Origin of the sequence: Dapis brunnea BLCC-M229 (assembly GCF_050015995.1) — a bacterium.
Taxonomy (GTDB): Bacteria; Cyanobacteriota; Cyanobacteriia; order Cyanobacteriales; family Microcoleaceae; genus Trichodesmium.
The window spans coordinates 1-24,368 of sequence record NZ_JBNHEP010000172.1 but is presented as its reverse complement, the minus strand read 5'-3'; the positions used below and the strand labels follow the sequence as shown (position 1 = coordinate 24,368).

Annotated in this window: 17 protein-coding genes and 1 pseudogene; 11 read left to right on the top strand and 7 right to left on the bottom strand. The window is 35.9% G+C overall.

The annotated features are described in order from the left end of the window. Positions 1-209: 209 nt before the first annotated feature. The 3 genes from ACP6PM_RS19770 (at position 210) to folE (ending at position 2,090) form a co-directional block, all read left to right on the top strand. A complete protein-coding gene (locus ACP6PM_RS19770; protein WP_426587624.1) occupies positions 210-347 on the top strand; it encodes a GTP-binding protein in 138 nt (45 codons plus the stop codon). After that, a complete protein-coding gene (locus ACP6PM_RS19765) occupies positions 344-1,327 on the top strand; it encodes a CobW family GTP-binding protein (protein ID WP_426587622.1) in 984 nt (327 codons plus the stop codon). Before ACP6PM_RS19770 ends, ACP6PM_RS19765 begins: the two co-directional genes overlap by 4 nt. A gap of 124 nt (positions 1,328-1,451) precedes the next feature. Continuing rightward, positions 1,452-2,090 (top strand): GTP cyclohydrolase I FolE, encoded by a 639-nt coding sequence (gene folE / locus ACP6PM_RS19760; RefSeq protein WP_426587620.1) that lies wholly within the window; start codon positions 1,452-1,454, stop codon positions 2,088-2,090. Positions 2,091-3,053: 963 nt separating this feature from the next. Here folE and ACP6PM_RS19755 read toward each other — a convergent pair. Further along, positions 3,054-4,199, bottom strand: coding sequence for a glycosyltransferase family 4 protein (locus ACP6PM_RS19755; protein ID WP_426587618.1), 1,146 nt, complete (start codon positions 4,197-4,199; stop codon positions 3,054-3,056). A 2,007-nt stretch (positions 4,200-6,206) separates the two neighbouring features. Here ACP6PM_RS19755 and ACP6PM_RS19750 point away from each other — a divergent pair. The 4 genes from ACP6PM_RS19750 (at position 6,207) to ACP6PM_RS19735 (ending at position 10,712) form a co-directional block, all read left to right on the top strand. Further along, positions 6,207-7,400, top strand: coding sequence for an FAD/NAD(P)-binding protein (locus ACP6PM_RS19750; RefSeq protein WP_426587616.1), 1,194 nt, complete (start codon positions 6,207-6,209; stop codon positions 7,398-7,400). Between the two features lie 14 nt (positions 7,401-7,414). Beyond that, entirely contained in the window at positions 7,415-8,173 is a 759-nt protein-coding gene (locus ACP6PM_RS19745; protein WP_426587614.1) for a GTP-binding protein, read from the top strand. Positions 8,174-8,573: 400 nt separating this feature from the next. Continuing rightward, on the top strand, positions 8,574-9,389 hold the full coding sequence (locus ACP6PM_RS19740; protein WP_426587612.1) for a metallophosphoesterase family protein: 816 nt from the start codon (positions 8,574-8,576) through the stop codon (positions 9,387-9,389). Between the two features lie 591 nt (positions 9,390-9,980). Further along, entirely contained in the window at positions 9,981-10,712 is a 732-nt protein-coding gene (locus ACP6PM_RS19735; protein WP_426587610.1) for a metallophosphoesterase family protein, read from the top strand. 155 nt (positions 10,713-10,867) lie between these two features. Here the strand turns inward: ACP6PM_RS19735 and ACP6PM_RS19730 are convergent, their stop codons facing one another. Then, positions 10,868-11,452, bottom strand: coding sequence for a Uma2 family endonuclease (locus ACP6PM_RS19730; RefSeq protein WP_426587608.1), 585 nt, complete (start codon positions 11,450-11,452; stop codon positions 10,868-10,870). A gap of 368 nt (positions 11,453-11,820) precedes the next feature. Between ACP6PM_RS19730 and ACP6PM_RS19725 the strand changes: the two genes are divergently transcribed. Both ACP6PM_RS19725 and hemB read left to right on the top strand, forming a co-directional pair. Further along, positions 11,821-13,038 (top strand): flavin monoamine oxidase family protein, encoded by a 1,218-nt coding sequence (locus ACP6PM_RS19725; protein ID WP_426587606.1) that lies wholly within the window; start codon positions 11,821-11,823, stop codon positions 13,036-13,038. 86 nt (positions 13,039-13,124) lie between these two features. Then, on the top strand, positions 13,125-14,129 hold the full coding sequence (gene hemB / locus ACP6PM_RS19720) for a porphobilinogen synthase (RefSeq protein ID WP_426587604.1): 1,005 nt from the start codon (positions 13,125-13,127) through the stop codon (positions 14,127-14,129). 199 nt (positions 14,130-14,328) lie between these two features. On the opposite strand, the gene ACP6PM_RS19715 is transcribed toward hemB, so the two are convergent. The 5 genes from ACP6PM_RS19715 to ACP6PM_RS19695 all read right to left on the bottom strand — a co-directional run bounded on the left by ACP6PM_RS19715 (position 14,329) and on the right by ACP6PM_RS19695 (position 20,005). Beyond that, a complete protein-coding gene (locus tag ACP6PM_RS19715) occupies positions 14,329-15,708 on the bottom strand; it encodes an MFS transporter (RefSeq protein WP_426587602.1) in 1,380 nt (459 codons plus the stop codon). A 355-nt stretch (positions 15,709-16,063) separates the two neighbouring features. Further along, the gene (recO, locus tag ACP6PM_RS19710) at positions 16,064-16,915 is read right to left on the bottom strand and encodes a DNA repair protein RecO (protein ID WP_426587600.1); all 852 of its coding nucleotides are present in this window, start codon (positions 16,913-16,915) and stop codon (positions 16,064-16,066) included. A 518-nt stretch (positions 16,916-17,433) separates the two neighbouring features. After that, a complete protein-coding gene (gene deoC / locus ACP6PM_RS19705; RefSeq protein ID WP_426587598.1) occupies positions 17,434-18,105 on the bottom strand; it encodes a deoxyribose-phosphate aldolase in 672 nt (223 codons plus the stop codon). Between the two features lie 228 nt (positions 18,106-18,333). Continuing rightward, entirely contained in the window at positions 18,334-18,522 is a 189-nt protein-coding gene (gene rpsU / locus ACP6PM_RS19700; RefSeq protein WP_094675126.1) for a 30S ribosomal protein S21, read from the bottom strand. Between the two features lie 613 nt (positions 18,523-19,135). Then, positions 19,136-20,005, bottom strand: coding sequence for an MBL fold metallo-hydrolase (locus ACP6PM_RS19695; protein ID WP_426587675.1), 870 nt, complete (start codon positions 20,003-20,005; stop codon positions 19,136-19,138). A 503-nt stretch (positions 20,006-20,508) separates the two neighbouring features. Between ACP6PM_RS19695 and ACP6PM_RS19690 the strand changes: the two genes are divergently transcribed. Continuing rightward, entirely contained in the window at positions 20,509-22,659 is a 2,151-nt protein-coding gene (locus ACP6PM_RS19690; protein ID WP_426587596.1) for a Tex family protein, read from the top strand. 293 nt (positions 22,660-22,952) lie between these two features. Further along, a pseudogene (locus tag ACP6PM_RS19685) lies at positions 22,953-23,123 on the top strand (S1 RNA-binding domain-containing protein); the annotation flags it as partial. Positions 23,124-24,368 lie beyond the last annotated feature (1,245 nt).

Genomic DNA, 24,368 nt, shown 5'->3' with positions numbered 1-24,368 from the left:
TTAAATATAGAAATAGTCATTTCATTTGCTGAAGCTCCCGCGCCGGATGCTGAAAATTTTCCTTCTCTATCCATTGACCAGGTGTAAGATTTTGATTATGATAATGATTATCATAATTATTTCATAAGTTAAATGGCCATAATTCAAGGAATTCAGCCCACAGAATCTCTTAAGTCAACTAGAAATAACAACTTCCCAGGTAGTTAGTAATGACTGTACATAAGGAAAATCGACTCATTATGACTGGTTTTCTTGTTAGTGACAAAACGAACTTACTCAATTTTATTCTTCAAAATAAACAAGATTTAAGAGTAGCTGTCTTCGTCAATGAATTTAGCAATCAATGAATAATTCACTACAATTAGATATTCCTAAAAGAGGGATGCCAGTTACTATTATTACTGGATTTTTAGGCAGTGGTAAAACAACCCTAATAAATCAAATTTTGCATAATAAGCAGAATTTAAAAGTGGCAATATTGGTTAATGAATTTGGTGACATTAATATAGATAGTCAGTTATTAGTAGATATTGATGACAATATGCTAGAACTTAGCAATGGCTGTATTTGTTGTACTATCAATGAAGGATTAGTAGATGCAGTCTACCAAATTTTAGAACGGGATGAAAAAATTGATTATTTAATTATAGAAACTACTGGTTTAGCAGATCCTTTGCCAATTATGTTAACTTTCTTGGGTACAGATTTGAAAGATTTAACTTACTTGGATTCTGTACTGACTTTAGTGGATTGTGAAAATTTTACACCAGACCATTTTGATAGTGAGGCAGCTCTTAAACAGATTGCTTATGGGGATATTATTTTACTTAATAAAATAGATTTAGTATCCCAAGATCGAGTAGATTATTTAGAGTCTTATATTAAAACTATAAATAATGCAGCTAGGATTTTGAGAAGTGAGTACAGCAAGATACCGTTCTACTTAATTCTAGATGTAAATTTATCTAAGCTTCAACCTTATTTGATAGAAGACAAGAATTATCAGTATGAACTACAAAGAAAAACTAAAAATCATCTTATAAATGATGGTTTTACATCTATTTCATTCCGAAGTGAAAGACCTTTTTCAATGCTAAAGTTTCAACATAATTTTCTAGAGGAATTACCTGAGAATATATTTAGAGCAAAAGGGATTCTTTGGTTTCAAGAAAGTGAATTAAAACATATATTTCAATTGAGTGGTAAACGGTATGATCTGCAAGTAGAGCAATGGTTAACTACTCCGGCAAATCAGTTAGTCTTGATTGGACGAGACTTGAATCCATTAATGATTCAACAAAGTTTAACAAATTGTCTAACTATGTGATAAATTAAGAGTGGCTATTATCAGGGAAATACAGATAATAATCCTCATAATTAATCTGAATTTTATGTGGGAAAATATCTGCCAAACTGTTCAACAAAAATATTAAGCTTAAAGCCTTTCAATTATGACTTTACCAACAGTTCCAGATTTTGTTTCTACTGATGACTTGAAAACAAAATCTCAGCCTCCTGTTACAGAAGCTGAAATGATTCAAGCGGTGAGAACTTTATTAATAGGATTAGGAGAAAATCCGGATCGGGAAGGATTATTAGATACTCCTAAGCGGGTGGTAAAAGCGCTAAAATATCTCACTTCAGGTTATCATCAATCTCTAGATGAATTGCTGAATGGAGCTGTTTTTAATGAAGATGTCTCAGAGATGGTTTTAGTTAGAGATATCGATCTTTTTAGTTCTTGCGAGCATCATATTTTGCCTATTCTTGGTCGCGCTCATGTAGCATATATTCCCAATGGAAAAGTAATTGGACTATCAAAAATTGCTCGAATTTGTGAAATGTATGCCCGACGTTTACAGGTACAAGAACGTCTAACAGCACAAATAGCTGATGCACTTCAAGGATTACTTAAACCTTTAGGTGTTGCTGTAGTTGTTGAAGCAACTCATATGTGTATGGTAATGCGTGGAGTAGAAAAACCAGGTTCTTGGACAACTACTAGCGCTATGCGTGGTGTTTTTGCTGATGATGTGAAAACTCGTCAAGAGTTTATGAGTTTAATTATGCATCGTCCTACTTTTCATTAGTTTTTTTGAAGTTAAGCATTCAGCATTCAGCAGTCAGCTATCAGCTATCAGCTTTATTACCTTTATTAACAAGTGAATTTCGTTGCTCTTGTGCTTCAAATAGTTGAAAATCTAGGAGAAGTTAAGCAAATATTTGCTTAACTCATTTTTATTGCTGAGAGCTGAATGCTTAGACAAAAAGTTGCTTGGTATTAGAATTATTAATGATGATAAGACAAAAGATTCTAATACTCAGATCATAAAGGAAGAGACTTTTTGCTCCATACTTTAGAATTGCTCCTTTTGACTTACTAAGTAGTTGAGCATCAATAAATTTAACAGGACTTACGCACCCAAACAAGAAACTGAGTTTAAGGAATAGAAGTAATTAGAGAGTATTTCCAAAAAATAAGATAAGATTGATAATTGATAATCCATAATCGATAATTATGAATTATGAATTATGAAAAATGCTGAACACCCTGAAAGTTTTACCGATGGCGCGAGATTTTTTTCATTTCCTTAAGCTCCCGGAGGTGGAGGATGAAATTTTTCTCCTTCTATTGCGTATGGAGCAATAGTGATTTCATTGACTGAAGCTCCCGGAGGTGGAGGATGAAATTTTTTCTCTTTCCCATACTTGATAGAGAAATAATCGTTTCAATAGCCGTTTCATTTGCTGAAGCTCTCGCGCCGGATGGTGAAAATTTTTCTCTTCCCCATATCCTTATAGAGAAATAGTCGTTTCATTTGCTGAAGCTCCTACGCCGGATGGTGAAAATTTTTCCCTTCCCCATATCTTTATAGAGAACTTTATAGAGAAATAGTCATTTCATTTGCTGAAGCTCCCGCGCCGGATGATGAAAATTTTTCCCTTCCCCATATCTTTATAGAGAAATAGCCGTTTCATTTGCTGAAGCTCCCGCACCGGATGGTGAAAATTTTCCTTCTTCCTTCTCTCCTCAATAACCAAAGCCTTCTTCCTTAAATCAAACTACTTAAAGGATTTCTTTCTCTTACAACTTCAGCATAAAGCATTTCCAATTGAGTAATATTTCGACTCAGAGTGTAACGCTCCAAAACCCTTTGCCGAGCTTTTTGCCCCAAAAGAATATTTAATTCAGGATGATCCCTAAATACAGGCAATAAAGTTTGTAATTGGCTAGTCACATTATGAGTATTTAAAATTATGCCTGCTCCCTTTTCCAAAACCTCACCATCAGCACCCGCATCTGTAGCTACACAAGCTAAGCCAGAAGACATTGCCTCCAATAAAGCCAAAGACAAACCCTCTACTAAAGAAGGTAAAATAAATACATCAGCTCCACGCAAAATTTCTATTCGTCGTTGCTCATCACTCACATACCCAAACCAACTCACTCCCTTAACATCCCGATAAAACATTTGCAAAGAAGGAACTAATGGCCCATCTCCAACAATCGCCAAACAACTATCATTAGTCATATCCGAATGTTTCCAAGCTTTGAGCAGAGATTCAACATTTTTCTCTGTAGAAATACGACCCAAATATAGAAACACACGGCGAGCATTTAACTCAGTCTTTAGACTAGAAACTCCAGGAGAATACTTATCCACATCTACCCCATTAGGAATAACTGCCACTTTTTTGCCCGGAACCCCCAATTTAATGAATAAATCTTTCTGTATTTCTGAAAAAATAATCACTCGGTCATAATTTGCTAGAAAAGGAGCATAGAATTGATACGCTAAAAATTGGGTTCCAGATTTAATATTCCGTGGTTTACTATCAAACTGGGCATGAAAAGTTGCTACTAAAGGAATATTCAACTCTTCACAAATTTCCGGCAACAAAAAATCTAGAGGAGAGAGGGTAAGAGATGCGTGAACAATATCTGGCTTAAGTTTCTGTAGAGCCTGACTTAAGACTTTGCTAGATTTAAGACTAGGTATGGTGTAAACCTGAGATTTATAGATACAAGGTAGAGACACTTCCTGAAACTTTGGCCATTTGTCAGGTTGACTATCTTCAGTCGCAAAGTGGAGGAAGCTTACCTGATAGCCTCTATCCAACAGAGCATTAGTTATTTCTCTGGAGTAGGTGACGTTGCCACAAAAAGGATATTTTTTTCCAAGCCAAGCAATATGCATTCAGACGAACAGGCAGATATTATTATTGAGCGATTTTATCGTGAACAGACAAAAAACGTCTCGGTCTGTAAATAATACCATCTGCCATCTCAAAAGTTAGATAAGTCTATCTAGGAGTCCTAGGGGCGAATGGCCATTCGCCTCTACAGGAGTCATAGAATCTCAGAATTTTTTTTGGTCAACATTCCTTAATTTCAGCGATCGCCAGAATTAAAAGTTTTAATTATCAATTTCTACTTCTAGTTTTAAATTTTTCAATTTTGTCATCAATCTCTGACAAAAAATTGCAAAAATTTCCTAAAATAGCCAACACAATTTCAATAGTTTCAGCTTTTAGATGATAAGATAAACGAAGAATAATCCAAGGGAGTTTATTACCTAAAAAGATTTTAAAGCCTGAAATACTTATTATTTGGTTGTTTAGACAGGCGATCGCCTCATTTTGATTTAGGGATGACGATCTAATTTTTCTAAGTCATCCATATACTGATTTGACGCATTTGCAAGTATATGATATTAGTTGAATTTTTCTCATACGATTTGCAAATAGGCTTAGATTATTTGCTTCCCAACTCACAAACAGAATTTTTCCTGGGTCATGCTACGCAAACGGCTCACATTAACTGCAAATAGCCTATAACCTTGACAGATAAAGTATTATAGCGCGTAACGCTAGGGAATAGGGAATAATAAACTGTCAAAAGGTTTCAAGATTTAGAAATGTCCTAACCTTAATTAACCTTAATGCGTAGTGCTATATAGTCTTTTAGCCCAATTCTCCGCCAGATAATTTCCAATTAAGTGCCTTTTTGATAGTAAAACTACGTTTTATCCCTAATTGAGGTGCTTTCTCTTGTCAATAATATATATAAAAGTATTTTTTTACTTCATTAATGTTTAATTTATATTGAATAAATATACTAGACAGTGCAAAGTTCTTGGAATAACTATTGCTATCTAAGGCTTTTAGGGATCTCAAGGTTAGAAATTTTCCCCAAACGAACTTTAGATGCTGTAAGCCTTTTTCAGTAATACTTTCAGTCAGATAAGCAAATCATTTTTTAGCATAACTTTGTACTCTCCAGTAAATATACTCTCTATATATTAAACATTAATGACTTTATTATCTACTTATATTGTTAATTTTTAAAATATCTATTAACTAGGCAATTTACATAACTATTTTTCCTGTAAAGTATATAGAAAACACCATAATAAATTTGCCAAAATTTTAGACTCAAAGGTTTTAAATCTAAATAATTACAACATTATCTAGCTACATCAAGAGTTAATCTAATAGAGATTACAGCATATTTCATCTGATTAAGGTTTATTAAAGGCAAGATGCCTGAAGTGCAAAGGTTTTACCATTAATATTTGTACTTATTATGCTTGGAATTTGCTGTATCGTAATTAGTATAGCAATGCTATTTTATTCTTGTCAAAAATCTTACTGCTTTTTAGGGAACACTTAACTGGGAACAGGGAACAGGTAAGAGTTTTAGTTTTTTTATTTACTTTTTAATTACCCGCAACCTATGCGCGGATTGCTATAGTTTAATTAATAATAATGTTGATGCCCTTATAGCGTCGAAAAAACTAGCAAAATATTTGATAAATAAATTGTATAAAAAGCTCAAAATGTCTTGAGTCATTTCAGATAATAAATCCTCAAACTAATTGCTGTAATAATATACTCCTAAATATATTTTGGGATTGAAAAATTATGTTATGGGCAGAGTAGTAGCAATACTCTGCCCTTGTAGACTGAATATTGGCTGTGAATATTTGTCTATACAGCTGTGAATATTTGTCTATACATTTGAAACAAGATGTATTTAAAAGCTTGTAATCTAGACATCAAAAATCTTGCAGCTTATTTGTAGTTAATGTGAGCTGTTCGCGCAGCATGACCTAGGAAAAATCTTGTTTGCTAGCCGTTACAGCTATAATATATAATTAAAATGAGAATGATAATCATTCTTATAATTATTGTTCTTTAATTCCATGTCCTTACCAATACAAACCAACATTGCCATTGTAGGTGCAGGACCCCACGCCCTAACTTTGGTAACTCATCTGCTGCAAAAACGAAAAAAGTATCGCCATAAAATCACAGTATTTGACCCCAGTGCCACTTGGATGAGTCAGTGGGGACAACAGTTTGCAGCCCAAGAAATACCCCACTTGCGCTCGCCTGCCGTTCACCACCCAGACCCAGACCCCTATTCTCTGCGTCGGTTTGCGGAAAATCGCCCAAACGAACTATTCCCTCCCTACGACCTACCTGGAACAAAACTATTTCAAGAATTTTCCCAAGATATAGTTAGTCGCTGGCAGTTAGAAGACAAAGTATACAAAGCATCAGTGACAAACATTGCTCCTATAACCTACCAAGGGAACCCTCAGTTTCGAGTCGAACTGGATGATGGCAACTCAACCATAGCTCGTCAAGTAATCATGGCCAATGGTGGGGGCAAACCTCAACTTCCAGAATGGGTGAAAAAAATTCCCACCCCCTATCCAAACGAACGCCTTTGTCACTCCCACCAAGTAGACTTGCGAGGTTTGCGACTCAGAGGAGAAAAAGTGCTAATTATCGGTGGGGGATTAACTAGCGGTCACTTAGCAGTGGGAGCCTTAAAAAGAGGCGCAAACGTAACCTTGATGGTAAGACGTCACCTCAAAGAAAAACTATTTGATGCGGAACCCGGTTGGTTAGGTCCAAAATATTTAAAAGCTTTTAGCGCCGAAACTAACTGGCAGAAACGATGGCAATTAATTCAACAAGCACGAGATGGCGGTTCCATGACACCAGCAGTTATGACTCAGTTGCGCCGTTACCAACACCAAGACGAGTTATCTATTTTTGAGGAATGTCAGGTAGTAAGTGCCGAGTTTGTCGGCGATCGCTGGCAACTAAAATGTGATGATGGAATGACGTGGGAGGGCGATCATATCTGGTTAGCAACAGGTACAAGACTTGATGTCACACAACAACCTATCTTAAAAGAAGTATTGCATACTCACCCTGTGGAAATAGTCAATGGGTTGCCAGTATTAGATGAATATTTGCGCTGGTCTGGTTGCGAACTATTTATCATGGGTGGACTAGCTGCTTTGCAAGTAGGACCTGTCGCCAGAAACCTATCGGGAGCAAGGATGGCAAGTGGCCGTATCGTATCAGCATTAAAAAGTTGAGTTATGGAAGAAAAATGTCAAAACCTATAATCACTGTAGTAGCGGGTTTACCGGGAGTCGGCAAAACAAGTTTTATTCGGGAACAAATCCCGAAAGATAGTCCTGCTGTTTATTTCAGCCCCGGTACCGGCAATGTTCCCATTGACCAAACCTGCCTTGCTACAGATTTCCCCAATCTAAAAATTATTACTGATGCTCAAGAGTCACAACTCATAGAATATCTTGCTAATGGTGCAGTTGCTTTTATCGAATTAGGATTTTATTTAGAACTAAATGCAATGTCATCGCTGCTCGATACCATTCCTAGCAGTCGTATTGCCATTATCCCACCAGGAACAAAAAATAGCGAATGGCATCAGTGGGCGAACCAAACTGTAGAAGGATGTGCTATTGATAGCAATATTAATAACTGTCAAATCTGGCGATCTCCCACCCAGGGGCAAGTCATTGATCCGGCAAGTTTAGATGTTTTTTGGTATGAAGAATTAACCGCTGGAGCTTATGGTCAAATTATGCGTGCCAAAGCAATTTTTGATATTGCTGACGGACGTGCTTTGTACTTTGATTTTGTACTAGGAAAAGAGACTGAATATCAAGAATTAAATTTACCAAGATGGCTAGAAGGTAGACCAGAACGTTTTAGTGGAATTGAGGTTTTTGGTAATAACTTAAATCAAAAAGCTTTGGCAGAAACTTTACAAGATTGTTGTTTGCCCGATGCGGCAATTTTAGCTTATCAACAACAAGTAAAAGAAACAATGGATAATTATTAATTAAAGCACTTTTGAGGATGATGAGGTATAGTTATTTCCAGTTCAGCCTTCAATGCTGTAACAAGCAGGATGCTTGTGTTACTAAAATTTTGTACCTCACGCGCCTGGTAAAATTGCTATAATAATTAAATAATTCTGGTTAAAAGCCTCCTTTTTCAAGGGAAAAAAAAGAAATAATATTTCCTTAGATGTCGAATAATTTCCTGAAATTACTAAAACATCAAAATTTTGAGCTATAAAATATTACTTTGGATTTTTAAATTCGGTGAAACTGAATTATCAAAGTTTTGAGCTATAAAATATTACTTTTGACTTTTGACTTTTGAATTTCGTTAAAATATTACTTTTGACTTTTGACTTTTGACTTTTGAATTCCATTAATGAAAGAGGAAGAATTAGTATGAAAATTGCAGTTATGTCTTGCATTCATGGCAACTACGAAGCTTTAAATGCTGTATTAATAGATATAGAAAAACAGAAAGCAGAGAAAATTTTCTGTGTGGGAGATTTGGTTGGTTATGGTCCCCATCCTAACGCAGTTGTCGAGCAAATTCGCAGTTTAGATATTCCCACAGTTTTAGGTTGTTGGGATGAGGATATTGTGGAGGGATTAAATTCTTGTGAATGTAGTTATCCTTCTTTATTAGCAGAGAAACGTGGCAAGTTAGCCCACGAATGGACCGATCGAGAAATTCATCCAGAAACGCGAGAATATTTAGCATCTTTACCTCATAGTTTGAAGGAGGAAAATATGTGTTTTGTTCATGGTAGTCCTCATAGTAACCATGAATATTTATTGCCAGATTTAGATGGATTTTTAGCAGTTGAAAGAGTCTTAAGTAGTGGTGCTGATGTATTGTTTTGCGGTCATACTCATGTGCCTTATGTTCGGACTCTTGATGCTGGTCAATTATTAGTTAAAGTTAGTAGTTTGGGGAGGGAAAATTTAGAGTCAAACAGTTGTATTGCTCCTCTGAAAAAAATTGTTAATGTTGGTTCTGTAGGAGAACCTCGTCATGGCAGACCGAATGCTACCTATGTTATTTATGACAATGAAACAGGAGAAGTAAATATTCGAGAGATTCCATACAATTATCAACTTACTTGTGAAGCTATAGTTAATAAGGGGTTGCCGGAAATTTTTGCTTGGCGTTTGGCTAGGGGTTTAGAGTTTGCTGAAAAAGCTGATGACCCTACTCATATTTGTGAAAGATAAGTAATAATTAGGGTTTGCTGAAGAAGTCTTATGAGTAAGGGTAGGAGTCAGGAGACAGGAGACAGGAGAAATAGGGAATGAGTGAGAAGGCAGGAGTTAGAATTATTCCTCAATTTCTCTGTCCAAATCTTGCTGTTAATACTAACTTTTTGAGGCTTTTAAACTCAAATAAGCGCACTTTTTGGAGACTTAAAAATGCCAAAATATTTATCTGTAAACACTTTCATTATTTTTCAGAAAACCCTAATTAATAATTCAGGTTTAAAGCCTCCCCTTTTAAGGGAAAAAAAAGAAATAATATTTCCTTATATTCAATCAATAATGGTTTTAACCAGAGGTAATTATCAATTATCCATTAATGAAAGTCCACCTACTACCTAAAACTTATAACCAAGCAATGTAGCAATATTTTTTCAAACAGGTATTATTTTTTTATGACTGATGAAAACTAAAGACAATTCTTACTCCTACCTCCTCTAAATTCCCATGTCTCCTGTCTCCTGTCTCCTGTCTCCTACCCCTACTAAAAGACTTTTTCAGAAAACCCTAATTAATCTCACTTTATAGAACCTAAAAAAAGCAAAAAATTATATGAATTATTGGGCAATTTTAACTGGAATCGAAGGAAACATCACAGCTTATGAAGCGGTACTTGCTGATATTAAACAGCAGAAATATTATGTGGAAGCTTTATATATTTTAGGCGATTTAGTCGGGCTAAATATAGATTGCAAAAAATTAGTAGAGCGAGTACGTTATCCCAAAAAAAATGAACTTATACCCCAAGTGTGTACAGGATGTTGGGAAGAACAAAGTTTGATTTTACATGGATTAACTTCGATAAATGAACCGACAGAATTAATAGAAGAATATGGCATGGATAGTGTGAAAATATTATGGGATAATGTGGATAGAGAAACAGTAGAATGGTTGAGAAATTTGCCTTTTGGTTTTTCTGAACTTGACTGTTTATTAATTCATGGCAGCACTCTGGGGGTAAGTGATAAATTGACTCCCGATACTCCACCTATACAAATGTTAGATAGATTAATGCGTTTTGGCGTTAATAATTTATTTTGTGGTCGGTCTGGTTTAGCTTTTAAATATCAGTTGGAAAATGGTTCGGTGAGTAGTGGGGTGACAAAATTGGGAGCTGAAGTGGGTGCTATTGAAACAACATCATCTACTCAAACTTTGAGGACATCCCTTCAGGTTATAGGGGTAGGTAATGTGGGAAGTTTGCCCGGAAATGCTACCTATACTCTTTATAATCCTAATACTAATGAAGTTTCTTTTAGAACTTTGACGTACTCCCCACACTAAAGCGATGGCGATTCTAAATATTGCTATTTAGACTTCCTGCTCTAAGTTTAAATTAATCTCGCCATCAGAATTTTTTATGGCAGCGATAACTTTTGTGTTTATCAATTATGATAGTAAAAAAATCATCATTTTGGTTCATTTTTGTGATTTTTTAATTAATGTAGGGGCGGTTCGCGAACCGCCCCTACAGGGAAATAATTTTCTACTTCTAAAACACTTTTACCAAAACAACTATTGACAATTGTTGTTACGCGATCGCTGTTTAAGTTAGGCAGAGAATTGCTCATTGTTAGTTCTAAATATCCTGAATCACGATAAACAAAGAATCTAACTTTATTGTTTTCCCATAGCCAAACTTCAGGAATTTTTAAGTATTGATATTTAGTTAAATCGTCTATACTACCTGATGTTAGATTTATTTCTACTGCCAAATCTGGCTTGTCTTTGTCTATTTCAAAACAGTAAGCTACATCAGGTTCTTTCCCTTCTTTTCCTTCTTCTTTAAGAGTAGTTTGATTAAAGGTGAAAATAGGAATATTAAGATTACGACAATACGCCAAAATAATCAACCTGATATAATCACCAATCAATTCATGGTTACGTCCAGGGGACACGATAGTAATAACTCCATTGCGAAATGAGACTCGTTTACTGGGCAAATCTAAACTAATATATTCAGCCCAAGTTGTATTAGTAATTGTGCTAATTCGATCGCTTTTTTGTGTTCCAATAGTTAACATTTTTACTTAGGGGATATAGTTATTTTGTTACTAATCTAGAATGTCAGACTTAAAAATCATTCATATTAGCCTAAAGAGCAATCTTATCATCTAAACTCTCTTTCAACTTTATTATATTTATACCAAATAACTAGCTTGGCTGAAAACTAGAGAAGTTGCATTTTAGTGCCAACTAATGAAAATGCTGACTTTTTGTAGCTCTCTAATCAGTAGTTCGACAGATTGAGAATTTTGTGGAATCGAAATAAGGAAAATTATAGCAGATAAGCGATCGCTCTACCCTTCCCCAAACACTTTTTTTACTACACTTAATATTTATCAAATTTAGGCTAAAGTAACTAACGATCCTTTGATAAATCTAGCTAAAGATGAATCGACGATTATTATTACATGGAATTACAAGTAGCTTACTTTTGAGTTTCTTGCCCTGGCACAGTTTTCAGGCAAAAAATCAAAAGCTTCTGGGCTACATCCGAACTAATTGGAGTCGCGATCGCTACACATACGGCTCATATTCATACATCCCAAAGGGAGCTTCGCGGAGTGACATTCGTGCCCTGGAGCAGCCCATTGACAAGAAGATATTTTTTGCTGGTGAAGCTACTTTTCCAAACTACAACAGTACAGTTCATGCTGCCTACGAATCTGGGCTTCGGGCTGCTAACTCAATTTTGCAAGGTAGTGCTGATAGGATTGCAATTATTGGTGCAGGAATGAGCGGCCTTGCCTCAGCACATAAACTTTCCACAAATGGTCGAGAAGTGACTTTGTTTGAAGCACGCGATCGCATTGGGGGACGGATATGGACAGATGATCGACTGGGAGTACCATTGGAACTGGGAGCTAGTTGGATTCATGGAATAAACGGAAACCCCCTTGTGGATTTGGCCGAGGGGCTAGGTCAGCGACTTATCCAAACGGAAAAAGAGGATTACATTATTCGAGGACGTGGTGGGCGTAAAATTAGGGACAGTGATGCCCCAGGATGGTTGGAAAATGTTGTTAGCATCCAGCACACGGCTGGAACAAATGAAGATCGAATCAATCAGTGGGCTTATCTCTTCGTGAATGACTACGACGGCCCCGATGTCATATTCCCAGATGGATACGCAGGTATTTTGGCAGCCTTCAAGGGTGACTACAAGATTAAATTGAATACACTGGTTAAGGAAATTTCGACAAGTCAAAAAGGGGTGACACTGGGTTTTGAGAAAATTAATAATCAATCTTTTGATGCGGTTTTGGTAACAGTCCCCCTTGGTGTACTAAAAAGAGGAGATATCAAGTTCAATCCTGTATTGCCCAAAAATAAGCAGCGAGCTATCGATCGACTCGGAATGGGGACTTTAGACAAAGTTTATTTGTTATTCGATCAGCCATTCTGGGATTTATCAACTACCTGGATATTAACTCCAGAAAATGATCTTCCTCCGGGGCAGTTTAACCAATGGTTTAATCTTTATCCATACATTAAAGAACCTATAATTATGGTTTTAAATGGCGGCCCACCAGCTTTAGCCTTATCGACACTTTCAGATGAAGATATTGTGCAAAGAGCCTTACAAACTATTTACACTGCCTATTAAGTTTAGAACGGTTCTAATATTGACTAGATGTAAATTTCTGATTATGATTAATGATTATCAAAATTATTAGGTTAAGTAATCTACCCATGACAGAAACAAATTTGTCCACAGAATTTCCCGGCGTACAGCGTCCCCGTCGTCTCCGTCGCACTCCTGCTTTGCGACGTATGGTTGAGGAAACCAAGTTAACGGTCAATGATTTAATTTATCCATTGTTTGTGATGGAGGGAGAAGGGCAAAAAGTAGAAGTTTCTTCAATGCCAGGAAGTTATCGCTATACTCTAGATTTACTGCTCAAAGAAATAGAGGATGCCTATAATTTAGGAATTAATGCGATCGCTTTATTCCCCCTAGTTGAGGAAGCTAAAAAAGACAACGTTGGCACCGAAAGCTACAACCCAGATGGGTTAATACAAAGAACTGTAAAAGCGATTAAACAAACAATACCAGATATTGTCGTCATTACTGATGTAGCTCTCGACCCCTATTCCAGCGAAGGTCACGATGGTATTGTGGGGGAAAATGGAGTCATTCTCAACGACTCCACTGTAGAAGTTTTAGTCAAACAAGCACTATCTCAGGCTGAAGCAGGTGCTGATATCGTCGCTCCCTCAGATATGATGGATGGGCGTATTGGAGCGATTCGCAAAGCTCTGGATGCTGCTGAATACTTCGATGTGGGAATACTTGCCTACTCTGCTAAATATGCCTCAGCTTATTATGGCCCGTTTCGGGATGCTTTGGATTCTGCGCCAAAATTTGGGGACAAAAAGACTTATCAAATGAACCCCGCTAATGCTAGGGAAGCCATCAAAGAGGTGGCTTTGGATATTGCTGAAGGTGCAGATATGGTGATGGTTAAGCCGGCGCTCGCTTATTTAGATATTATCTGTGAGGTAAAAAAGACAACAAATCTACCTGTAGCTGCTTATAACGTTAGTGGGGAATATGCCATGATTAAGGCTGCTGGTCAGAAGGGTTGGATAGATGAAAAAAAGGTGATGTTGGAAACTTTAACCAGTATGAAACGGGCTGGTGCAGATTTAATTTTAACTTATTTTGCCAAGGAAGTTGCGTTAATTTTGCAATAGGAAGAAATTCCAATTACCAAACAAGAAATAGCAGACTTCCCTCAACAAATACCTGTTAGTGTTATTACTAAAAAATAAAGGTATAAAGCCTCTCCTTTTAAGGAGAAAAAAAGTCCTAGGATATTTCCTTAGATTTAATCCTCTGGATTTTAACCAGAGGTAATTATCTATTTAGATAGTGAATTATCATTACTAACAACTATTCAAAAGTTGGTGTAGAAAAGAAACTGAAGAAAATACCTGCTATTATTGCTGCTCCAGCTAACCCAAGCAACACTGTCGATAAACCAAGAAAAGTTTCTGCCACCCCTACTAAAGCTAAAGGTAAACTCAGAGCAATATTAACCGCATTATTCTGGAGACCAAATACTTTTCCCCGCATTTCTTCAGGAGTTTCCGCTTGAACAGTAGTCTGCATTGGCACCCCCACTACTGCACCAAACATTCCTAAAATACCAATCAAACCCATAGCTACCCAAAACTCTTGGTTAAATATAGATAAACCTACTAAAGAAACTGCCATTCCGATAGATCCAATCATGCTGAGTTGAAAATGAGATAACCAATGTCCAAGTTGACCTACCATTCCAGCACCAATAGCCATACCTACTCCAGCAGCAGCTAATAATAATCCAAATTCTTCAGCTTCCATACCAGGAATAATTTCTGCCAAACGTACTGCCAAGACTGCTAAAGCTGCAAAAATAGAAAATAAAACGATTTGCTGGATAATCGCATTACGAACTCGGTGATGATTTTTCAGGTAACGCAAGCCATCTCGCAAGTCTGCCAGAATATGGGGTTGTTCCTTTTCTGTGAGGTCTTTCTGTTCCCCAGTTTTGAGTAATATTAATAGTAAACCAGCGATCGCGTAACTTCCCCCTACCACTAATTCTTTACCTAAAGCTTCCCCAAAACCAATTTTTGCTACTAAACTATCAGCAAATTCTAATAATGGGTCTCCTACTGCAAAGCCAATAATGACAGAAGCCATCATAGTTGTGGTGTAGAGAGAATTGGCAGAAAGTAGGTGTCGCTTTTCCACAATTAAGGGAATAACCGCTTGTTCCGCAGGGGCAAAAAATTGAGTCAGGGTAGAAACCAAAAAAGTCAAGAATAACATTAGGCAAAATCCTAAAGGTAAGTTACCTAGATTAAAATCATTAGATAGCCACAATACTATTGGCAAAATCAGAACCAAACCACCTCTGATAATATTTGTCACAACTAAAACTGCTTTTTTTGGCCACCTATCGACATAGACACCAGCTCCAGCTCCAAATAATACTGCGGGAATAGTAAAAGCAATCATAACTGCCGATACCCATCCACTAATAGTCTGGTCTGCGCCTTGGAATTGATTGGCAATAATAGCAATCATAAGTACCAGGTAAACTTTGTCTGCTAGTTGGGAAAATACTTGACCGCCCCAGAGGATTAAGAATTTACCATTTTTTAGCACTGGCAAAAGTCCACGTTCGGGTTCCTTACCTGCTAGGGATGCTGCTGAAATAGGTTTTGTATTAGGTAAGTTTTGTTGTTTTGGTTTTTTTGTTAAATCTGAATCAGATAATTGCATTTTAATGGATAATAGATAATGGATAATGGATAATTGATAATTCCCTCTGCTTAAAACCATCGGATTGAATCAAGTACGGAAATCTCCTAAACTAAAAATTTCTTTTTTAAGACTTACGCACCAGACCATACATATAGCGTTCAAAACTATAACGTTATAGTTTTTGAACTCTATGTATAGTATCTTTGTGTAGTTCCTGTCCTTACAAGGAAATCCTTTAAACTTCTGGGGATTAATTATCAATTATCCATTGGTAAATGATTTGTAAAAAAAATTGGGTTTGGAGACTAAATCTCTACTTTGGTTTGGAGACCTTGGGTTTGGAGACTAAATCTCTACAATAAAATGTTACAACCTATGGGTGGATTGCTATGGATTTTAAATAAGTATCAATCAATTCGGCAGAACGGATAGAATAACCTAAATGGTATTGGGTATATTTTCTTAAAAGTTGTTCTACTTTGATCCAGTCTTGATGAAAAGTAAGTTTAACTAGAGCTTGAAGCTTAGGTTGTGGTAGCTGCTGAAGTAGTGAAAGTTGATTAGCATTGAGCAGGGTATTAATTTTGGTACTAAAGTTTGGGTTTGATAAGTTTTGGTATGAAGATTGTACAACATAAGTATCATCAAGTTTAATAATTCCTCCTGCATCTATACTGAACCCAACTTGCCAGTCAGAACGATTAAAATTTGGCTGTAATTCATTTCCTGTAGCACAACACATTTGGACTTGGGGTGCTATTCCTTCTATGGCTAGTAAATGATAGATGCCATGAGCTAAGAATGCTATAAGTTGGGTATGCCAGAGTCGGTCAGTTTTATGTTGTAGTTGTTCTATACGACCCAAATGTTCGCTTAGTAGATAGAACAGTTCTGTTTGAGGATGTTCACTCAGAGCTTGATGAAGAACTAATTCTGCTAGATATTGACCTGCTGCTAATTTTCCCAGGTTTTGACTTAGGCCCGCGTAGGATAGTATAGTTTCTGCTTGATTGATTCTATCGAGCGATCGCCCTTTGGAAATCAATAATTGATTTACTACAAATAGTTCACTTCTACCCCCCAGTTTGGATTTTTGTTTCCTGACTCCTGGAGCTACTACTCGAATCAAACCATATTCTTGAGTCAAAATGGTCAATAAACGGTCTGATTCTCCTAAAGGCATGGCTTTGAGATTTATTCCTGTTGCTTTGTAGGTTCTGGCCATAGAGTTAGTATGGGAGTGGGGGAGTTAGGGAGTAGGGGAGTCATTTCAGTTATCAGTTATCAGTTATCAGTTATCAGTTATCAGTATCTCTGTAATAAGGAGGCTTGACCTTGGCGAATGTTCTCTTTTTTTATCCCCTTAAAAGGCTATCCCTTATAAGAAACTCCTGAAACCCTTGTGGGAGGGTGGGGAGAGGGAGAAGAGGAGTAAGAATCTTGTCTACAATTCTCAAAAAAATGTATTTTTCAACACACTTTTCTGCTGAAAAAGCCGCTCCCAGACCTATACATAACTTCTCTATTTTGTCAAATTTTATGTTAAGAAAGATGTTTATAAAGCATAGCTTAAAAGGGGAGGCTTTAGACCACAATTTTTCGGTAAGGGAGTAGGGGAGATAACTTAGGCAGAAACCGGGTTTATGGAGGAAATTTCACTAAAAAATAATAATCAGTACAATAAACCCGGTTTCTTATTTGGGTGTGTACTTAATAGGAATCTCAATTCTCAATTCTCAATTCTCAATTCTCAATTTTTTGCTGATTGAGCAATTCTAGACCACGGGATGTCCCTAACCTAGTCGCACCAGCCAAAATCAGATTTGCTGCTTGCTGATATGTTTTAATTCCTCCAGCAGCTTTAATCCCTACATTAGCCTTAGTTATTTCTTTGAGCAGTGTTACATCTGCCACTGTTGCTCCACCATACCATCCAGTATTTGTGACAATAAAAGCCACACCTGCATCCATCAAAACTTCTGTAACTAAATGCTTTTCCTCTTCAGTTAGCAAGGCCATTTCTAGAATAGCTTTAACTGGTTTACCAGTTTCTTCACATATTTCAGCTATTTCCCGATGTAGTTGGTTAGTTTGGCCTGTTTTAATATGAGTCAAATTAACCATTACATCTAATTCTGAAGCTCCATTTTCTACTGCTTCTAAAGCTTCATATGATTTTGTTTTACTCGTAGTTGTACCAGTAGGAAAACTAATTACCGTACAAATTTTCGGTTGTTTGTTATAAAGAAAGTCTACTACTTGTTTAACGTAACAAGGGTATACACAAATTGACGGAAACCGAAATTTGTCAGCTTCAGTACAAAATTTTGACACTTCCTCTGGGGTAGCAGTGATAGTTAATAAGGAGTGGTCAATAAAAGGGGCAATATCAATTTCCGGCTGCTCTACAGCCATGATTTTTTCTCTCTAAAAATATAGGGTTAGATTCGGTAATTAAATTAATATTAAATTTAGCAGAAAATTGGTTATATATAAATATAGTTTTAAATTTTTTTTGATGGTAAGTGGAAGGGAGACGCGCCCCCGCGTCTCTGCACAAGTTATAGTAATAGTTAAAAGCGTCGCTGCTTGACCTACAAGGTCACTAATTTAGGATTGGGATCGCTGAAAATAAACTTCAAATTAAAAGCGAGAACGTCTCTTTCTTTGCTTCTGTAATGCCATTGCTTTACGCTTCTTTTTTTCAATGGGCGTTTCAAAGTGACGATGTTTTTTCATATCTGGGAATATTCCTGCTTGAGAAACCTGTCGTTTAAATCGACGTAATGCAGATTCAATTCCCTCATTTTCTCCTAGTATCACTTGAGTCATGTATGTATCATCCTCCAATTATTTACATTTTCTTTTTTGTGGAGCCAAAGTAATTAGTCTTTGCCATTTCTATAAACTTAAGACTAGCCTCTTCTGGCTACTACTTCAAAAGTTCTTAGACCACTTAATTTTGTTTGCTTTCGTATGTTAGCACAAATTATCTATTCTTTATCATAAATTATAGAATTACTCAACCTGTTGTGACTTTGAAGTGCTGAGGTAAGTATCTATAAACTTCGATAAATAAATTTCAAATTGTAATCTAGTTTTTCTTCGTTTTTATCATAACATAGATTTGAAAAATTTGCCAAATTCAAGCAAATATAGTAGGGAAAAGGGAATTTCAGTTATCAGTTAACAGTACCTCGTACAATAGGGAGGCTTAAAATACTTAATTTTATTTTTTTTATACCTTTTAAAGGGGAGGCTTTTAACCTAATTTCATGGTAAAAGTAAGCAATTAACAGTGGAAAAAATATTTCCTAGTCTAAGATTTATCATCAGTTTATCTCCTAAACAATTCTCTTTGCTATAGGAAATTACTGGCAAAAATTGTGCTTTTATTAACTTGCTTAACGAAAGGAATGTAATTTTATTTCTCTACTGATGTAGCTCAAGATTTTTCCATCCAAACAATACACTTTTGTAACTCTTTTTGCATAGTTTTTGTGTCAGCATGATAACGATGTCCGTGACCAGGTAACACCCACTCAAAATTATAACTGATTAACTTACCCATAGAGATAATTTGTTCTGACCAAGAATACCAACAATAACGGCGAAAAGCATGAAGTTGATTTAAGTGACTAGACCATGCTAGATGATCTCCTGTAAATAAAAATTTTTGGTAAAGTAAAACTGTATTTCCCTTAGTGTGACCAGGTACAGGAATAATTAATAAATCTGGAGTTAGGGAAATTGGGTCTGTACCAGTTAATTTTATTTCTATATCCTTGGTGTCTGGGGAAATATCATCAACATGAAGAATGCGATCGCAATTAAAATTTTCTCTGAATTTTTGATGGTCTGCTACATCATCTTTATGAGTCAAATACATATATTTAACTCCTCCCATTGCTTCTAAACGCTTCACTAATGGAGTTAAAAATTGAGGCGAGTCTAGCAAAATATTTCCTTCTGGTCTGACAATAAAATAACTAGCAGCACCAAAAGATTTTTCTGAATGATAACCGCAATGATAAACATTATCTGCCACTAAAATTGGCAAAGTTTCCTGAACTTTTTTAATATCTTTTGGAGCTTCAACAGTGCCTATAGAATTTGTTGGACAAGATAATAAAGCTTGCATTGCTTCTAGTCTTTCTACCTCATTTATTGGTTGATGATAAACTGCTGATTTTTCTCCATTTCTATGAAAAATTTCTGGTGACATCCAGCGACAAGTATCACAGTCTATACAGGTATTATCAACGTATATATCACCACTAATATTTTCAGAGCGTCGTAATTTTAAATTAGCCATTTTTACCTCATTATCAACCTTTGTAACACAGGCATCTTGCCTGTGATAGCTGTACCACAAGCTTGATGAAATCAACTGTAAATTATTTTCTTTAATTTTAGCATTTTCTATCCTCAAAAATGTAATATCAGGTATAAAGTTTTGTAGCTTTGTCATCTGCCAAGAAATAAATTTCTGGGCTGTACAGCAAAAGTTATCTAAAGATGACTAAAGGTAACTGATTATTATGGCTAATTAATCAGACTTGATATAAGATAATTTGTAAACATGAAGCGGTCAACTATTGCTTTTAGTACAGTTGTTTTTCTTCTTTATTTCTTTTCTGTTTCCTGAATTACTACTTCCAATTTCCTCAAATAAAATAATTTTGTATCTAACCAGTATGGGAATTGCTATAATTAAAAATTACAGCGGATTTCATCAAGCATGAGGTACAGGTATGACAGGCAAGATGCCTGTGCTACAAATACTTGGAATCTGCTGTATGTTTATCTAGATAGCTTATGTTTGACATAAATAAATATATTTCTCAAGAATTAAAGATTAATCCTAAAAATATTAAAAATGCTCTGGAACTTTTAAGCGGAGGAGCAACTATTCCTTTTGTCGCTCGTTATCGAAAAGAATATACAGGTTCCCTTGATGAAACCCAATTACGAAATATTTGGGATAGATTTACTTATCTTCAGGAACTTGAAGAAAGAAAAAAAGTAATTTTAAAAGCAATTAATGAAACTGGTAAACTTACCGATGAACTACAGGAAAAAATAGAGTCTTGTTTACAAAAAACAGAATTAGAAGACCTTTATCTTCCCTATAAACCTAAGCGCCGAACTAGGGCAACTATTGCTAGGGAAAAAGGTTTAGAACCTTTGGCAGAATTTATCCAATCTCTGAATCATCCTCAAGCAAAAATTATATCTATTGAAGAAGAAGCGGTTAAATATATTGCTGAGGAAAAAGGTGTCAAAAATGTAGAAGATGCTTTGCAAGGAGCATCTGATATTTTGGCAGAAGCAGTGGCAGAAAAAGCAGAGTTACGAACTTATGTTAGAGAATATTTTCTTGATTCCGGCTGTTTTAGTTCCAAAATAAAAGATGATTATCCAGAAGGTACGACTAAATTTGAAATGTACCGAAATTTTCAGGTAAATATTAAAGATATTGCTCCTCATAATATATTGGCTTTATTACGAGGTGAAACTGAAGGAGTTTTAAATTTAGAACTAGATTTTGACCGAGAATTTGTACTATCTTATTTGGCAGATTCAGAAATTCGCACTAAAGCCAAAGAAATCCGAAATTTTTATCAGGAAATGCTCAAAGATGCTTTTAATCGTTTGATGAAAAATTCCTTGATAAATGAAGTGAGAACTCAAAAAAAAGCTGAGGCAGATATTGAGTCAATTAAAACTTTTGAAACTAATCTCAGAGAATTATTATTATCTCCTCCTGCGGGAATGAAACCTACTTTAGGAATTGACCCTGGATTTAGAACTGGGTGTAAAGTTGCAGTGTTAGGTGAAACAGGTAATTTTTTAGAATATAAAGCCATATTTCCCCATCAATCTGCAGCCCAAAAACAACAAGCTACTACAACAATTAAACAGTTTATTCAAAAGTACAAAATTGAATTAATTGCTATTGGTAATGGTACGGCAGGAAGAGAAACAGATGAATTTATCACCGAAGTAATTTCGACTTTGGATAAAAAGCCAATAAAAGTCATGGTTAATGAATCTGGAGCCTCAATTTATTCTGCTTCTAAAGTAGCAATAGAAGAATTTCCAGATTTAGATATTACGGTGCGGGGAGCTATTAGTATTGGTAGACGTTTACAAGACCCTTTAGCAGAACTTGTGAAAATAGAACCGAAGTCTATTGGAGTTGGTCAATATCAACATGATGTAGACCAAAAATTGTTGAAAAAAAAGTTAGATGAGACTGTAGAAAGTTGTGTGAATTATGTGGGAGTAGATTTGAATACTGCCTCCAAAGAACTACTAATTTTTGTTTCTGGTATGAGTTCCACCGTGGCAAAAAATTTAGTTAAATATCGGAATGAAAATGGAGCTTTTAACAGTCGTCAGGAAATTTTAAAAGTGTCAAAATTGGGTGGAAAAACTTTTGAACTTTGTGCTGGATTTTTGCGGATTCGGAGCGGTGAAAATCCCTTAGATAATACCGCAGTACATCCAGAAAGTTATTCCGTAGTTAAGGCGATCGCTCAAGATTTAGAAGTCTCGATAAATCAAATTAATGAGATATCAAAAAAAGTGAAATCTCTGGATTTAAAAAAGTATGTGACTGATAAAATTGGGGAACCAACTCTGAAAGATATTATCGGTGAATTAGAAAAACCAGGGCGCGACCCCAGAGCAGAATTTAAGTATGCAACTTTTCGGGAAGGTATTAAAGAAATTAGGGATTTAGAAGTAGGAATGGAGTTAGAAGGAATAGTTACTAATGTGGCAAATTTTGGTGCATTTGTTGATGTGGGAGTTCACCAAGATGGGTTAGTACATATCTCTCAATTAGCAGATTATTTTGTCAAAGATCCGAAGCAAGTTGTGAAAGTTGGGCAAGTTGTAAAAGTGCGGGTTTTGGAAGTAAATGAAAAGTTGAAGCGGATAGGTTTATCTATGCGGAATTAGGTGGCGTTAGAGACGAGCGTTTGGTGCGGGTAATATTTAATAATCCGTAGTAAGCTCGTAGTTTTGCTCTAGCAATAAAATAAGTATTTGACTTGCTATGGAGTTAGAAGGAATAGTTACTAATGTGGCAAACTTTGGCGCATTTTAGGCGTTGCTGAACTAAGGGATGAATCTTTGTAGAAAAGGTAAATTACATCTTTTACTTCCTCTTTCTCTAAAACTATAATTCCAATGCACAAATATCCAACGCCCCCACACTAATTCATAATTCCAATGCGCAAATATCCAACGCCGCATTTGTTGATGTGGGAGTGCATCAAGATGGGTTAGTACATATCTCTCAATTAGCAGATTATTTTGTTAAAAATCCGAAGCAAGTTGTGAAAGTTGAGCAAGTAGTAAAAGTGCGAGTTTTAGAAGTAAATGAAAAGTTGAAGCGAATTGGTTTATCTATGCGGAATTAGGTGGCGTTAGAGACGATTGCTTGCTGCGGGTAATATTTAATAATCTGTAGTAAGCTCGTAGTTTTGCTCTAGCAATAAGATAAGTATTTGACTTGCTCAAGCCTAACTACAAACAAAAATTTTATTATAACTAATACCATCTCTCAAAAGTAATGCTGCAGTTGGAAACTGCCAAAATAACCATAAAAATAACAAATATTATTAAATACTTATATCACGTCAATAAATAGTATTTAGAAATAGAAATTCCAAGTATAGCAAAGTTTTTGATAATTGGTATAAGTAGGTAAGTGGGAAAATTTACCGAAAAATTAAGGTTTAAAGCCTCTCCTTTCAGGGAGAAAAAAGCGGTCGTTTCGGCTAAGAGCCGACATGAATGCGGAGCAGTCCGTTAGGATGGGATGGCGAGGAAACCTCGCCATATCCAATCGACCAAGAGAGCGGTCGTTTAGCTGGCGCAAAACTTCGTTAACGCGGAGCGACTTGAATTGCGGAGCTTGACCTAGGATGGGATGGCGAGGAAATCTACCCATATCCAATCGACCAAGAGAGCGGTCGTTTAGCTGGCGCAAAACTTCGTTAACGCGGAGCGACTTGAATTGCGGAGCTTGACCTAGGATGGGATGGCGAGGAAATCTACCCATATCCAATCGACCAAGAGAAGAAAAAAATTTCCTTTTAACCAATCCTCTTCTTAAAAAGAAGAGGTAATTATTAATTATTGAAAACTACGTCCGAAGCGACTGGAACGGAGTGGAAGGAAGCAATTTCAAGGGTATGAAGTGCATTGACATTTCGTTTTTTTTACTAGCATTCAGTATTCAGCTAAAATTCGGGGGTTAAAGTCCCCTATACAATTTTAAAACTGATTACTGATTGCTAATCTCTATTTTGGTCTAGATAAGAAAGTAAATTTTTTGACCAATTTTGTAGCAAATATTTATCTTGCTAACTAAACAAAATCTTAAAAAAATAGGTTTACTCATTGAATGAAAGGACAGAAGCCAAATTTGAGAGATATCACAAGACTAAAGTTAACTAGGCAGGACTTTTGGAAAAAACGGTCTCTAACTCGAAAAATTCAGAATTGCCTCTCTGGAATCGTCTTAAAAGTGTACAGACTCAAGACAGTTTAAACCTTCTCATAAGCTGGAATTAACTTAAGCTTCTTAATACAGCGACTTATGTTCAATTAGGAATGAGAATTTTATTATCTACATAAGTTAAATTGCCTAAGTTCCATAC